At 52.2% G+C, this 15470-nt stretch carries 13 protein-coding genes and 1 riboswitch; of the genes, 5 read left to right on the top strand and 8 right to left on the bottom strand.

Annotated features, from left to right (window positions below):
* The first annotated feature begins 17 nt into the window (after positions 1–17).
* Positions 18–998: a helix-turn-helix domain-containing protein gene (locus AY555_RS10620; RefSeq protein ID WP_066137142.1), complete on the top strand. Its 981-nt coding sequence runs from the start codon at positions 18–20 to the stop codon at positions 996–998.
* A 116-nt stretch (positions 999–1114) separates the two neighbouring features.
* Positions 1115–3139, top strand: coding sequence for a TonB-dependent receptor (locus AY555_RS10615; protein ID WP_066137140.1), 2025 nt, complete (start codon positions 1115–1117; stop codon positions 3137–3139).
* 61 nt (positions 3140–3200) lie between these two features.
* Here the strand turns inward: AY555_RS10615 and AY555_RS10610 are convergent, their stop codons facing one another.
* A complete protein-coding gene (locus tag AY555_RS10610; protein ID WP_156483410.1) occupies positions 3201–3584 on the bottom strand; it encodes a nuclear transport factor 2 family protein in 384 nt (127 codons plus the stop codon).
* A 230-nt stretch (positions 3585–3814) separates the two neighbouring features.
* Here AY555_RS10610 and AY555_RS10605 point away from each other — a divergent pair, with 230 nt between their 5' ends.
* The gene (locus tag AY555_RS10605) at positions 3815–4459 is read left to right on the top strand and encodes a HutD/Ves family protein (protein ID WP_167798482.1); all 645 of its coding nucleotides are present in this window, start codon (positions 3815–3817) and stop codon (positions 4457–4459) included.
* 82 nt (positions 4460–4541) lie between these two features.
* Positions 4542–6641, top strand: coding sequence for an excinuclease ABC subunit UvrB (gene uvrB / locus AY555_RS10600; RefSeq protein WP_066137135.1), 2100 nt, complete (start codon positions 4542–4544; stop codon positions 6639–6641).
* A 2-nt stretch (positions 6642–6643) separates the two neighbouring features.
* On the opposite strand, the gene AY555_RS10595 is transcribed toward uvrB, so the two are convergent.
* From AY555_RS10595 to AY555_RS10570, 6 genes are all read right to left on the bottom strand, one after another.
* Positions 6644–7558 (bottom strand): glutaminase, encoded by a 915-nt coding sequence (locus tag AY555_RS10595; protein ID WP_066137133.1) that lies wholly within the window; start codon positions 7556–7558, stop codon positions 6644–6646.
* A gap of 50 nt (positions 7559–7608) precedes the next feature.
* Complete coding sequence (locus AY555_RS10590; RefSeq protein ID WP_066137131.1) at positions 7609–8232, bottom strand: HAD family hydrolase; 624 nt, start codon at positions 8230–8232, stop codon at positions 7609–7611.
* A 164-nt stretch (positions 8233–8396) separates the two neighbouring features.
* The gene (locus AY555_RS10585) at positions 8397–9215 is read right to left on the bottom strand and encodes an ABC transporter ATP-binding protein (RefSeq protein WP_066137129.1); all 819 of its coding nucleotides are present in this window, start codon (positions 9213–9215) and stop codon (positions 8397–8399) included.
* Entirely contained in the window at positions 9212–10201 is a 990-nt protein-coding gene (locus AY555_RS10580) for a FecCD family ABC transporter permease (RefSeq protein WP_066137127.1), read from the bottom strand. The genes AY555_RS10585 and AY555_RS10580 overlap by 4 nt, the downstream gene beginning before the upstream one ends.
* On the bottom strand, positions 10198–10974 hold the full coding sequence (locus AY555_RS10575; protein WP_167798481.1) for an ABC transporter substrate-binding protein: 777 nt from the start codon (positions 10972–10974) through the stop codon (positions 10198–10200). Before AY555_RS10575 ends, AY555_RS10580 begins: the two co-directional genes overlap by 4 nt.
* 109 nt (positions 10975–11083) lie before the next feature.
* A complete protein-coding gene (locus AY555_RS10570; RefSeq protein WP_066137123.1) occupies positions 11084–13018 on the bottom strand; it encodes a TonB-dependent receptor plug domain-containing protein in 1935 nt (644 codons plus the stop codon).
* A gap of 83 nt (positions 13019–13101) precedes the next feature.
* Positions 13102–13328, bottom strand: a riboswitch (cobalamin riboswitch).
* 139 nt (positions 13329–13467) lie between these two features.
* Between AY555_RS10570 and AY555_RS10565 the strand changes: the two genes are divergently transcribed.
* On the top strand, positions 13468–13866 hold the full coding sequence (locus tag AY555_RS10565) for a YbaN family protein (protein WP_066137122.1): 399 nt from the start codon (positions 13468–13470) through the stop codon (positions 13864–13866).
* A 25-nt stretch (positions 13867–13891) separates the two neighbouring features.
* Here the strand turns inward: AY555_RS10565 and AY555_RS10560 are convergent, their stop codons facing one another.
* Entirely contained in the window at positions 13892–15175 is a 1284-nt protein-coding gene (locus tag AY555_RS10560) for a trypsin-like serine protease (RefSeq protein WP_167798480.1), read from the bottom strand.
* Between the last annotated feature and the right edge of the window lie 295 nt (positions 15176–15470).

Raw genomic sequence — 15470 nt, 5'->3', positions numbered from 1 at the left:
TTAGGCGGACTGTCATAATGATAAGTGGGAACAACGTTTTGGCAGGTTATTCTGTTTCTGGGGAGGAGTCTGTTGCCGCGTCTGGGCAAACCTTGCTTGGTGGCAAACGGTGCGGGTTTATCGGTCAGATTAGTCGCTCCCTGACACTTTCCGGTTGTTCCTTGCGCCTGTATGACTTTTATTCTGAAACGGGCTTGCAGCAGAAACATTGCTTGGAGCCAGTCTTTGTTATTTGTATCACGCTCTCAGGGACCGTGCGCTTTGATACGGCAGACCAAGGCGAATATGTAGAATTTTCTGATGGATCTTGTTCCCTGATTTACGCGGATCAACCGGTTCAAGGGATGCTGTGCGTGCCATCCCACACGCAGGTGTCAGCGGTTGAGTTACGCTTTCCTCCCCGCGCAGTAGAGGCATTCTTGTCGACAACATCCGTCACCTTGGCAGGCTATTTGGAACGCTTGTCCGGCCAATGTCGATCAGGTGTACTACCGGTGCAGTTTCCTGTGCCCTCCGTTATTCGTAATTTGGCTTCTGATATGCTGAGTAAGGGTATTGAGAGTGGGTGTGATCGCTTATGGCAGGAAGCATGGTCTCTTGAAATTCTGGCGCATGTCCTGAGGCGCTTGGAAGATCAGCCCGTAACCGGCGCAACGGTTCCGACTACGGTTCTATCACTTCGTGATCGTCGCAAGGTAGCTGAAGCCCACAGACTAATGATCACGCAGCTGGATTATGAGTGGTCTATTCGTGAATTGGCAACAGCTGTTGGTCTGAATGAGAACAAGCTGAAGAAAGGATTTGGATGTCAGTTCGGATCTTCAGTTTATGCATGTTTACAAAAGCATAGGATGCAGGCAGCCGCTGATCTTCTGCGAAACTGCGCCGATAGCGTTACAGATGTTGCCCTGAGCGTTGGCTATTCAAGCCCGGCGCATTTTGCCAAGGTCTTTCGCCGTTACCATGGCGTTTCTCCACGGGAATTCAGACGCATATAACAATCATTTGCAATTATAGTCCTGATCACACCGAGTTTTGGTCGGATCGCAGCAGAGGCGGTGCGACATTGTACGTCATCTATAAACAGTTGCGTCTTTACACGTTCAGGTGATCCATGACATTTCGATCTGTTTTCTTGCCGGGCTGCGGCAGTCTTGTGGCGTTGGTTTTTGCTTCTCATGCATGGGCCCAAATATCCGGATCTCCGGCGCAGGGTGGTGCCCCAGCAGCGGCCCGTCTTGGAACGGTGACGGTTTCGGCCAAGCGTTCTGTTACCCTAGAGGATGTCAGCAGCGGCATTACCGTTCTATCGCATGAGGAACTGGAAAGCGCAGGTGTTCGTTCCGTGACAGACTTGGGCCGCGTGATCCCGGGGTTTTCTGCGGATCGACACGGAAACAGCGCCTATACTGGTCTTTCCCTGCGCGGACTGGCTCCGCTTGATTACTACACGCCTTCAGTTGTTGTGTATGTGGACGGTGTCCCCCAAGATGCGTCGTTGATGGAACAAAGCCTTTCCAATGTAGAGCGGATTGAGGTTCTGAAGGGGCCCCAGGGCACCTTGTACGGCAAGAATGCATACGCCGGCGTTATCAACATTGTGACCAAGAAACCGGGTAATACGGTGAGCGGCTATGTCAAGACCACGGTTGCCAAACTGAGGCAGGGAGGTGAAGCGCATATAGCCTCCCCCTTGATCAAGGACCATTTGTACGCATCGATAACCGCCCGTGGTTTCCATCGGTCAGCACAGTCGGACTACATTCCTGCTGGATTGGACAAGTACGATGACGGGCGTGACCAGCACATGAGTGGGCAGCTCCGCTATGCCCCCGTCGGGGGGCCGCTGGATATCGGTCTTGGCTTTGGTTATGACAAGACGATCGAGAAGAATATCTTCTTCAAGACAATGGATGATGTCAAAAAGAGGAAGGCCAATGCAAAAATGGGAGCCTTTGACCTTTCTGATGATATCCGGCGCCATGTCCACTCGGCATCCTTGGATGTCGGATATGATTTTGGCACCGTGGCCTTGAAATCGATCACGGGGTTACAGAAACGGAATCATAACCGGTTGATTGTTCGCCAAGAGAGTGAATCCCAGGATTCTCTTTCCCAAGAGTTACGACTGGCATTCAATCCTAAGCACAGCCCGGTCTCCGGCGTTGCTGGTGTTTATGCCGAACATGTTAACTTTGACCGTCGAGAATCTGCCTTCGCCGGTTTTGGTACCCAAGACACTCACAGCGATCTTGATACAAAAAGCTATGCTGTGTTTGGTGAAGGAACGTGGAAAGTCAGCGAGCGTTTGTCATTGACGGCAGGTGGGCGCTATACTCTCGACAAGGCCGATCTTTCCTTTCACCAAGCCGGTAGTAATTTGTACCGAAAAGATGATAAATGGACAGCCTTCACACCAAAAGCGGCACTGAACTGGAAATGGTCAGACGACCTTGTCCAGTTTCTTTCGGTCAGTCGCGGGTATAAGGCGGGCGGTATGAACCGCTACAAGACCGCAGATGTATCCAAGATCCCATACAGCCCCGAGAAATCTTGGAATTACGAAATGGGACTGCGCAGTGACCTTCTTGATCGCAGGGCGCACCTGTCAGGATCTCTGTTTATGACAGAAATTGACAATGCTCAGATTTACGCTGGACCCGTGGGACAACAGGCGCTCCACAATGGTGGTGAAGCCCGGGTTAAAGGGGCGGAGGTGGAGGCGCGGGCCAATCTGATGGCCGGCCTCGTCCTGTCTGCCGGAGCCTCGGTCAGCAATTCAAAGTTCACATCGGGTCCCAATACCGGCAAGAAGATGCCGTATACTCCGGAATGGTCAGCCAATACAGCGATCAGTTATTATCATGATGTGCCGTCCCTATCTGGATCTTTGGTGCCCAGGCTGGGTGTGAACTGGTATGGCAAGTCCTATATGGATGAGAACAACAAGTATGCACAGGGGTCTTATAGCTTGGTCAATGCCCGTCTGAGCTATGAGTCAGAGGCAATAACGGTATCAGCCTTTGTTGACAACTTGTTTGACAAGGCATACCGGGTTAACGAATTTAATGCAGGGGATAATGCCATCCAGGCCGGTGATGGTCGCAACATTGGTCTGGAAGCTATTATTCGCTTCTAGGTACTTTCATACTGCTTTTCCAGCCCCGCTGTTCCGGCAGCGGGGCTGTCTGCTGCCAATCTCAGGCAAAATCTGTCAGGCGGCAGATCAAGCCATGACGCAGTTCAAAGAACGAGACACCGCGTAGATCAATGCGCTGGCCTTCTTTCCAGCCATTGGGAAGATCTGCGGCAACAATTGCGGCATAGTCCACTTCAAGTGCAACGGCATCGTGCCCGACAACAGCATGGCGGACAGACTGGCTGCGGACCGAAAAAGCACGGATGCTTTGTTCGGCAAGAGTTGTGAAGGCTTCTTTTCCCGCCAAGCTCAACCCAGCTATACCCCCGTTGACGCTCTCAAATACAATATCGTCCGATAGGGTTTCCAACATAGCTGGAACGTTCTTCTGGTTATAAGCATCAATGTACCCGACAACAGCAGTCGGCAGCAAACCGGAGGACATGGTTTTCTCCACACCAAAGAGAACGGGAAATACAAAGCCATACCTTATCTGTGTGTCACCAATGACAGTATGAATCAAATGGAATTCTTGTGATATCTCTGTCGTTGCCTGCGGATTATTTTGTTTTTTTATGTGACGTCCTATCCAAAGTATCTGGATGGAAAAGTATTTTGGGTGCAGTCTGATGTGTGAGTCATTCCGGGTTTTGTTGCCGGAATATGGGGGTGATTATGGGGATGCGCCTTCTTGCTCCTGATCGGTATCGACGCATGCCGTGGCGTAACGGTCGCGGTATGACGACTGAGCTTGCCCGTGAACCGGAAGACGGAATGGGCAATTTTCTCTGGCGCATCAGTATCTCCGAGGTCAGCCGGCAGGGGCCATTCTCGTTGTTTCCTGGCTATGATCGTCTTGTTGCGGTTATTGAAGGGGAGGGGATGGATCTTCTGCTCGATGGATCACTGGTCGAGCGGCTGAGCTGTAAAACAGAACCCTATACCTTTTCTGGCGATAGATTGGCTGAGTGCCGTCTTATTGGCGGGATGATCCAAGATTTTAACCTGATTGTCGATCGCCATTATGGTCGTGCCACATTGCATCGCATCCGCAAAGGACCTAGTCTGACAGTGGGTGGGGTGGGAGCCATCGTCTTGGTTTATGCTGTTTCTGGCGAAGCTTGGATACGGTTTCGGGAACAGGATGAAGAACAACGGATTCGCCTAGAGGAAGAGCATACCTTGATCTTGGAGGGGGATCAGGTTGAGATCACGTGCCCGGCAGCAGAAGCAGAGGCCCTTGTCTCCGAGGTCAGTATCGTCGAGCGTACCAATGGTCATATCTGTTTTGGTGCAATGGAAGATAATACCTTGTCATAACGTACCTCCCCACTGCGGGGATGGTCATATCTTCCATGGCGATGTAGAAAATGGGCAGCTCTGACAACAGCTGGCATTTGTGATGACACCCGTTATTCCCATGTACCAAAAGCCCCCGGCCGGCCCGAAGGCAACATTTCGACTGGCATCAGACTATGCTCCGGCCGGTGATCAGCCTGCTGCAATTGAAGCTTTGACCAAGGGCATCTTGGCTGGGGAACGGGATCAGGTTCTGTTGGGGGTAACGGGATCAGGAAAAACCTTCACCGCTGCAAAAGTTATTGAAGCATTGGGGCGCCCTGCTCTGGTAATGGCTCCCAACAAGACACTGGCGGCCCAGCTGTATGCAGAAATGAAGGCATTCTTTCCCGACAATGCTGTCGAGTATTTTGTGTCGTATTATGATTATTATCAGCCTGAGGCTTATGTACCCCGTACCGATACGTACATCGAGAAAGATGCCTCAATCAACGAGCAGATCGATCGCATGCGTCATGCTGCAACTCGTGCAATCTTGGAACGCCGGGATGTGGTGATTGTTGCGTCTGTTTCCTGCTTGTATGGCCTTGGGTCTGTCGAAAGCTATTCGGCCATGCGGGTTGTGGTCCGCAAGGGTGATATCCTTGATCGTGATGCGCTGATCCGGTCATTGGTGTCTTTGCAATACAGGCGGAGCAATGCTGGTTTCTCACGCGGGGATTTTCGTGTGCGCGGGGATGCTGTCGAATTGTTCCCAGCTCACTACGAGGATCGAGCTTGGCGTATCGACTTGTTTGGTGACGAAGTTGACCGCATTGTTGAATTTGATCCCCTGACCGGCGAAGTACTGTTATCCCTTGCGGAAATGACCATTTATCCCAACAGCCACCACGTGACGCCGCGTCCCGCCTTGTCCCAAGCGGTCAAGGGCATCCGTGCGGAGCTGAAGGAGCGTCTGAAGAGTCTCTCGGCGGCAGGCAAGCTTCTTGAGGAACAGCGCCTGCGGGAGCGGACACTTTTTGATCTGGAGATGCTGGAGACAACAGGATTCTGCAAGGGAATCGAGAACTATTCCCGTTGGTTAACCGGGCGAAATCCGGGCGAACCTCCGCCGACACTCTTCGAATATCTTCCCGAAGATGCGGTACTCATCGTTGATGAAAGTCACGTAACAGTGCCCCAGATCGGGGGTATGTATCGTGGTGACTATAACCGAAAGTCAACGCTTGCCGATTATGGGTTCCGTCTGCCTTCTTGCGTCGACAATCGCCCACTGAAATTCGAGGAATGGGATGTCATGCGTCCCGCGACGGTTTTTGTTTCAGCAACTCCGGGAGATTGGGAGCTGGAGCGGGCAGGCGGTGTGTTTATCGAACAGGTTATTCGCCCTACCGGTTTGGTGGACCCAGTTTGTGAAGTACGGCCTGTCGAATATCAAGTTGATGATCTTCTGGCGGAGGTGCGTACCATTTCAGCCTCGGGAGGCCGAACCTTGGTGACCGTGTTAACCAAGAAGATGGCTGAGGATCTGACTGAATTCTTGCATGATCAGGGTATCCGGGTTCGCTATATGCATTCCGATATCGAGACGCTGGAGCGGATTGAAATTATCCGTGATCTGCGTTTGGGTGTCTTTGATGTGCTTGTCGGGATTAACCTGTTGCGTGAAGGTCTGGATATTCCTGAATGCGCCTTGGTTGCCATCCTTGATGCTGACAAGGAGGGCTTCTTGCGTTCCACCCGTTCCTTGATCCAGACCATTGGCCGTGCAGCCCGTAACGTTGATGGACGGGTTGTCTTGTATGCAGACCGTATGACAGACAGTCTCGTCGCGGCCTTGGATGAAACGGCGCGGCGACGCGAGAGACAGCAAGCTTGGAATGTTGAGCATGGCATTACGCCCGAGAGTGTCCGGTCTCGTATATTGGATGTCGTTGGGGATGTGAGTGGTCATGATTATGTGACCGTTGATACAGGGCCTGTTGGTAAGGCCGCCCTGACGGGTCAGTCCCTGCAAGATGTCATACGTGATTTGGACAAGAAAATGCGGGCTGCGGCGGGTAACCTCGAGTTCGAGGAAGCCGCACGCCTGCGCGATGAGATCCGCCGTCTTGAAGCCCTTGATCTGGAGGTTCCGGTTCCACCGCCGATATCTTCAACGATGGCTGGCAAGGCCAGATCATCGCGGCAACGACGTCCGTAACGTTAGAGCTCACCGTTCTCAAGGGCTCGTGCCAACAGTTCAAGGGCACGCATCCCCCGCACCGAGTTCCCTTTTTCCGTAAGGGGAGGGGACCATACGCAGGCTGTTCCACGCCCGGGAATAACGGCCAGAATGCCCCCCCCAACGCCACTCTTCCCCGGCCAGCCAACACGGAAAGAGAAGTCTCCTGTGCCATCATACAAGCCGCACGTCAACATCAGGGAGCATACCTGACGGGCTTCAACAGGACCAATAATCTGGTTCCCTTTCAGGGTTTTTCCGCCCGTTGCCAGGAATAGGCCCGCCCGTGCTAGATCCACGCAACTCATCGGTATGGAGCATTGCTTGAAATAGGCTGTTGTAACGGCCTCCACAGGGTTCTCCATTCGCCCATGTGCTTTCAGGAAGTAAGCAATGGCACGGTTTCGGTCTCCATGTACGTATTCTGAACGAAAAACCGTATCGTCAAATACCAATTTGATATCTCCGGCAAGATGGCCGAGGAAATCTATGATTGCTCTGTCGGGTAGGGCAAAGCGGCTGACAATGGCATTGGTTACGGCTAAGGCACCGGCATTGATGAAAGGATTTCGCGGCAGGCCATTCTCTTGTTCAAGCAGAACGAGTGAGTTGAAAGCTGTTCCTGAAGGTTCCCGTCCAACTCTCTCCCACAGCTCGTCACCCCATGTTTGCAGGGCCAAGACCAGAGAAAACAGTTTGGATATACTCTGGATTGAGAAAGGCGAGAAGGCATCGCCGGCTGTTGCCAGGCGTCCATCCAGCATCTGAAGTGCGATACCGAATCGATCCGGCGCAACGCAGGCCAAAGCTGGTATATAATCAGCTACCTTGCCTTCCAAGGGTTCTGCCATAATGCGATTATAAACGCGGTCAACAACGACCTGAAGCTCATCCACCGGATATGCTCCTGCCAAGGGGGCAAAGCCTCACGCGATAGCGCCTTGTCCTAGCCGACAGAATTTCCTGCTGATAGTTGAATGTGTAGCAATGACTCAAGGGCAGACTCAAGGGCCTCGGGAGAGGTAAAGTGAATGGCATGCATGCCAACCCGACGGGCCCCGTCAACATTATGCTGGTTATCATCAATAAAAACGCAATCCTCTGCCTTAAGGTCATTTCGCTGTAGCAAGACCTGATAAATTTCAGGATCCGGTTTTACCTGATGTTCCTCTCCAGATACAACAATGTCCCGGAACAGATCCATGAACGGGTAGTTCTTGCGCGTTGTTTCAAAGGTGTCTGCTGCCCAGTTGGTAATAGCATACAAGGGAACATTAGCAGCATGCAGACGTTCAAGTATGGAAACCGTGCCCGCAATGGCCCCGGTTATACTGATATCAAAATTATCATGGTACTGGCCTATGATATGAGCGTACTGCGGATGGTTCTCGCGGAAGTGTCTCTCGGCTTCTATCCACGAGCGGCCACGGTCCTGCTCCATATTCCACGATTCAAAGTCAACATCATTCAGGAACGACCGCGTTGCTTCCTTATCCCCCGAGAAAGCCGGAAGAAAGGCACGCGCAGGGTCCCAGCCGATCAGCACGCCTCCCAAATCAAAGACAACCACCGAAGGTCTTTTCTTTTTTTTAGGCTTACCTGAAGACATGCGTAGCCTCATAACCGATCATCATCCAAGATTATGACGTCATCAGTGCGGAAACAAGACCCGTTTTTCCAAGATATGTCATGGGGTAATGTGATCGTGTGATGATGCACTCCCAACTTGGGCGTTTATTCCTTCTGCGAGGCATGATTACGGCCAATGCTCGGCTCGTCCTGCGTTATCAGGCTTCCTGCCAAGATGACCGGGAACGTCCCTATTTTTATGTTCGTGAATGAAACACCGTAGACAGGATCTATGACAGATGGAACAAGAACATCTTCAGGAGTTCCTGAAAGACCAAGGCAACCTTTGTCCATAATGGCAATGTGGTCACAAAAACGGGCCGCTAGGCACAGGTCGTGCAGAACAATAGTGACCGAGCGATTCTCGCGCTTTGCCAAGTCGGCTAGCAGCTCGCACACAGCAATCTGATGCGCTGGGTCCAGGTTGGCTGTTGGTTCATCGGCCAAGATAACGGGGGTCTCTGTAGCTAAAACCCGCGCCAACATGACCTTTGCCTTTTCTCCGCCGGACAAGGTTGTTGCATCACGTTTGCCAAGACTCTCTATGCCCACGCGCTCCATCGCCCTGTCAACCGCTTTGCAATCGGCTTTGCCGGATCTCCAGCGACCAGCCCACGGCAGGCGCCCCAATTCAACGACCTGCCGCACACTGAGTGACCAATGCAGGATATGGCCCTGCGGTAAATACCCGACAAGACGTGCGCGTGCCCTGGTTTCTGGTGCCGGTAACAACATATCCTCTAGCGTAAAGACTCCACGGGCAGGAACAACCCCGGCGATGGCTTTCAGCAGTGTGCTTTTGCCAGCTCCGTTCGGACCAATCAAACCGGTTAGTGCTCCTTTTGGTGCCTCGAACCGCTCAGCCTGTATTCTGACAGTGTGCCCCGGGGTGACAAGGACGGAGCAAGCAAGAAGAGATGTCATGCCTGAGAAACACCTTGTCGATACCGTAAGACAAGCGCGATGAAGAAAGGTGTCCCGACCAAGGCTGTTACAACGCCGATCATCATTTCCTGACGCGTTGGTACAATCCGGACCAGGCAGTCAGCAAGCACCAGCAGCAAGGCCCCGCCAAGAGCCGAAGGAAGAAGAAGGTGACTCGGTTTGCGGGATACCAAAGGACGAAGGAGATGGGGTACAACAAGACCAACAAAGCCAATCGCGCCCGTTACAGCGACAGCCCCGCCGACAGATGCAGCAATGCCGATAATAACGAGGGTATGAAGCCGGGCTATTTTTACACCCAAGCTTGATGCTGTTTCCAGCCCCAGAGAGAGAGCATCAAGCGCTCGCCCGGTTGACAGGGCAATCAGGGATCCAACCAGAATAAAGGGTGTACACAGAAGGACATCATCCATAGAGCGATCTTTCAGGGATCCCATCAGCCACAGCACCATTTCACTGACAGCCCATGGATTAGGAGCCAGATTCAGGGCAACGGCCGTCAGTGCAACCGCAACACCGGAAATGGCCATGCCGCCTAGGACCAGATCCGTTCCATCCCGCCCTTTGCGGGCCAGCAAAGCCAGTACCAAGGTCGCAACAGCTGCAGCTCCCAAGGCAAACAGGGGTACCGCCCACCCAGATTCAGACGAGAGGCCATGGTAAAGGGCGACAACGGCACCCAGCCCCGCTGCTGGTGAAATACCCGTCAAGCCAGGTTCTGCCAGTGGATTGCGTAAGAGTCCCTGTAGTGTTGCCCCCGACAAGCCAAGAGCGGCCCCAACCTCCAGCCCAAGCAGAAGTCTGGGGACACGTATATCCTGAATTACCATGGTAATGCGTGGATCTCCCTTCCCAAGTACCCCCGCAAGAACATCGGCTAATGGCAACGATGTGGATCCGATACACAGACTAATAAAAGAAACGATGCCCAGAAGAACAGCCAAGATGACAGAGAGTGGGATCATTCGCACTGTCCATCCTCCACTGTCCGGGGTAGCAGTGTCAGCAGCGCAGATGAAAGATGTTCCGCTGCTTCCATGACTGTCCAGGTTGAACACGCCCACATGGCCCCGGGAACTGTAATGGCGGGAATTTTCTTCTCTCCTGACAGGTGTTGTAATTGCCGTGATGAAATATCCATTCCCCGCGAGTAATAGGGGGCATCGAAAAAGCTGGCCAGAAGAAGATCCGGGGGCTCAAGCAGAAGGTGCTCGGGATCATGACGTGGCCATCCCTCAGTTTGCGTTACATTACGCAGGCCATTGAGAGTCATGATCTCATCAATAATGGTGCCCGGACCCGCGCTGTATCCACCCGGCGTTTGGTACAGGGCACGGCGATCAGCTCCGGTCCGTCGGTAGGCAACAGCATCTAGGGAACGCTTCATTGCCTGTTTCAGCATCGTGCCGCGCTCATGCTGGCCAAGAGCTTCGGCGGCAAGGTCAATTTGATGGCCTATGCCTTCTACTGTCTCTGTCATGGGAAGGCGGACCACGCGAACGCCCGATCTTTCAAGGAGAGAGGCCATACGGTGATGGCTCCAAGCGTCTGTCATAACGACATCGGCACCAAGCTGGATGTAGGCTTCTGCTGACGGCATCGGTCGTGGGTATCCGGCACCTTTCCAAGCCATCCAAGATACATGAGGATCTGCTGCATCAGGTGATACAGCAACAATCTGATCTGAATCAGCCAACTTCAGAATAACCTGATCGGCACACAGGGTGGCTGAAGCCACACGGGGTTGATGTGCAAAAGCCCGTAAAGGAAAACAGCACAAAAAGACGCTGGCGGCCAACACAAGCATGCGGCAATTATTGGGAGGAGAAAAGATCACCGGCATGTCCTCAGTACTGAACCGTTAGACCAGCAAAGACAGAGCGCCCCGGAGTTCCGCGCCCATATTGTTCTTCATAACGACGGTTCAGCACATTCTCCATACGGCCATGTATGCGGAGGGTCTCGTTTACAATCCACGCCAGTTTGAGGTCTGCAGCCCAATATTCATCTGCGCGTTGCCCGAACTGTGAAGCCTGGTCGCGGTAACGGAGGTTTGTTTGGGCATGCAGGGCAGGCGTTATGGCCCAGCCCAGTGACCCCGTTGCCTGATGAAGGGGCATGTCGCGCAGGCGTTCCCCGGTCAGTTGGTTTTCACTGATTTGCCACGTATGTGTACCCCGTGCCGTCAAGGTGCTGGACAACTGCCATGAAAACTCGGTTTCTAGACCGTGGGTCCGTACACGTGCCGTGTTGACATAACTTTCGTCGCGCTGGCAGCCGGGACGGGTACCCTTCTTGGATGGCATGATCTGGTCTTTGATCATATTCTTGAACCAGTCCACATTCAGGATCACGCGGCCTGAATTCAGACGTTGCTGAAAGCCTGCATCCCATCCTCTCAAGCTTTCCGATGTGAGATCCGGGTTGCCGCGACATGTATCATAACGCTCGTACAGACTAGGCGTCTGCCAAGCTGTGCCATAACTACCGCGCACAGTTGTTCCAGTAAGAGCAACATGATACGCGGCTCCCAATTTCCAGTTTTCGTCACCGCCGTGATGCGTTTGGTTATCGGTGCGGCCAGAGGCTGTAAAATCCAGATTATCGAGCGGGGTTATCCCTAACGTCACAAAGGCCCCATGCTTGCGCATTGATACATCGGTATTGGGCGATGGCGAGGTATAGTTTGGTGCTGAAAGATTGATCGAATCACGGCCCACATCAGCGCCAAACTGGATGTTGACAGATGGGTTCAGTGTCCAAGTCCCAAGATAGTCCAAGCGACTTCTTTGGCCCTCGTACGTATCAGGCAGAGGAAAGTCACGGACGATCGCGCGTTCCGTTTTGCTGTCTGAAATGGCAATAACCTGCGTCAGGCCAAGGGATGGGGTCTTGTGTGTACCGGCTAGTCTGGCTTGGTGGCTGGTGATATCAACGCTGTCAAACACATCCTGCATATTCCAGTCATAAAAACGATCCTCACGGGTATAGCGGACGAAGCTGTCAACCCGTGCTTCCTCTGTTGCCTGAATACCCAAGCGGGCTGCTCCTCCCCACTGACGGTATCCATCACGTTCTGTGCCACCCCTACGCTTATTATAGTCGGAGTAACCGCCCCTGTTCTCACCATGCAAGGACACACGGTAGTCTATGGGGCCGGACAGACCGGATATCATGGATTGTCCTCTACGGGTCTTATAGCTACCCAACTCCACGGCAGATTTTCCACTGAAAGGGGTATTCGCGCGCTTTGTTGTGATATTGATGACACCTCCGCCGGTATCAGCACCAAAACGTCCGGCCTGTGGGCCTCGCAGAACATCTACACTTTCAATATCGTCCATGTTCATACCAGAAACATAGAACTGGGATTGGGCTCTTGAGGTGTCGCTGACCTCTATCCCGTCAATAAAGACCCGTACGTTGCGGGCGCCTGCGCCACGTAGCCTTAACTGTGCTTGGTCACCATACCCATTGGTATGACTGAGCGATAAGCCCGGTATGTGCTGGAAGACTTCATCCAGACGAGTGATCTGGTTACGCTGAATATCTTCGGCCGTTACTGTAGACTGACTTATGGTTGTCTGTTCTTGGGAAACGCCTGCCATCGCCGGAATTGTTTCACTGACCATCAGTCGGGGAAGGGTGGATGATGCCGCTTCCAAGGTTGCCGGGAACAGGCATGAGATACTGAAAACAAGGAGACGTGCTTTCAAAATGTTGTCCTCGATGTGGCGGGTACACCGTTCCCGGAGCCAGCCCGACAGAAAAACAGGCGTCACCAGAGAACGCCCCCGGCGACACTTTTCCTGGTGCTGCGCCACAACAACGAGAAGCTGCCACCGATACTACCCCGGTATCGGATGACGTGACGCTGTCTGTGGCAGGTCTCCTGGCTTGCGGGTCAACATCCTGTGCCACCTTCCCGTCAGGCAAGACGTTGCCTTGGCAGTGGTGTATCGGCAAGGACTCTCCGCCTACAGTTGCGGGGACAGCCACATCAGGGAAACCCCCATAGAGAGGTTTTCCATTTGTTGTTCCCTTTTCATCCGGATGAATATTTAATCCAGAACCACAGACGCAATGAAATCGCTAAACAAATGACACGTTCCTGTCAAGGGATGACGTTGAGCATCATCGGACGATTATGCCATCAAACTCTGAATTACTGTGTATGAGGCTCTCTTTTTATGGGACATATAAGAGCCTGTCTGTATCAGGGAGGAGCAGATTGCTACGCTATGTTTGGATTGTTATCGGCATCCTGATGATAGGGATTGGTGCTGTTGGTATCTTGCTTCCGGGGGTGCCAACAACCGTTTTTGTCTTGGTTGCCGTCTGGGCTTTTACGAAGGGTAATCCGAAATGGGCTGCACGTTTGGAAACCCACCCTGTTTTCGGTCCCTTGATTGAAGATTGGCGCCAGCACCGTGCCATTCCAGCATCAGCCAAGATCATGGCGGTTTCAATGATGGCAACCTCTCTCCTTGCTCTCTTTTTATGGTCTCCCCTGCCATTTTACGGCATCGTCTTTATTGGTGTCGCCATGGGGCTTGTGGCTGCTTGGATTCTGTGCTGCCCTACGGCCCGCCCTTCAGATCGCTCCGCAGCGTCCGATCATCGGTCATGATGCCGGACACTGCGGAGGAATACACTTAGGCCAATTCATTCCCCATCGAGAACAAGGCCGCCGTGCTGATTGCCGGGGATGGGGATGCACCTTGGTAAATACCTGTTTCAAGGTAATGAGTTACCGGATCAAGGCCGGCTTCCACAAGTTGTGGATTCTGTTCTACGTACCACGCAACATCAAATAATGGGTTGGGGTCACGACCTTCCATCCATCCCTGTGCTTGAAAATGAGCCCATGGATCAATACCAGAAGCAGAAACATCCGGATTCTGTTGCAGATAGAAATCAGCATCAAAACCAATGTTCATACTGGCCATGACCGTTGGATCACTTGTGATTTCAAGGCTGGTGTCGACGAAAACAAGGCGTTCAATATCAAAAGCGACAATTTTCCCTTCAGGTGTATCAATCCGAATACCAAGACCGAAGTTTGTCACCTGAACATCTGACAGCGGGACGGCAATGGCTATAGAGTCAAAGCCTTGCCCACCGACGACAAGATCAAAACCATGCGATGCATGAAAGACATCATCTCCATCGCTTCCGTAGATCGCGTCACTGCCGGATGTGCCAGCGATGATGTCAGAGCCATCTGTACCACGAATAACTCTGGCATCTGATTTATTGACAAAAATAACACGGTCTGGCTGGCCGGCGTCTTTGTAGGTGCTGTAATTATTTCCTTCCATCCAGTTCTTTATGGAGCGGAAATTGGTACCAATATCCGCCGCAGCCATACGCGTAGATACAACTCCGACAACATGCGGATCATCATCACTTCCGCGCCACAAAGGTCCCCCGCTGTTGCCTGGATACACCGCGTGTTCATTGATATTGATGAAGCTGGTCGCGAAATTGTAGCTTGCTTTTGCGACATTATCGATCATTTCCCCGTGGTATACGTCTGGGAACCCCGTGACATGCGTCAGGCCTTGGTAGAAAGTGTGGTCCATCTTCATGGTATCGCCAACGGAGGATACTTTCTGTTCGAATCCAAGAATGGCAACATCACGCCGCATTTCTTCGTAGCCCATACGGCCATCGCCGTCATCATCCACTCTGTTGCTTTGTACGGATGATGCCTTGAAGAACCCTAGTGGTGCTCGGCCGGTGTCATATCCCGGTGCAACGCGAACCTCCGTTGCGTAGCCTAGTTCCCCTCTGTATACGCAGTGAGCTGCCGTAAGAACATCGTTGTCACCGACAATCACGCCACTTCCTGTAGCGGCTACACCTCCTGGCCATTTGGAATATACAAAGACGACCGATTTCCATGGGGCATCTGTTGTGTTGTAGACCCTAGACATTTCCACCTCCCCCGATTTGTTCTCCCCAAGCATCTAGTCTTGTAGGTATACGTACAAGATATGTTCCGTTGGTGAGGCGATAAAATATTCGTGCAGGAGTGATTTTTTATTGTTGCATCAGTCCCAATGCATTTATTGCCGCAATATATATCAATATTTTATAACTATAAACACTTGATAACCATATTTTTATTGTATGTTTACGTTCATTAAGTGCGGATGTATCTGTTTGGCGAACAAATCTATTTTTTGGGTATAAATATTAGAAAATATATTTATCTATGGTTGTTTCTTT

It is taken from the genome of Haematospirillum jordaniae, assembly GCF_001611975.1.
Taxonomy (GTDB): domain Bacteria; phylum Pseudomonadota; class Alphaproteobacteria; order Rhodospirillales; family Rhodospirillaceae; genus Haematospirillum; species Haematospirillum jordaniae.
This window is presented reverse-complemented; position numbering and strand designations above follow the sequence as displayed.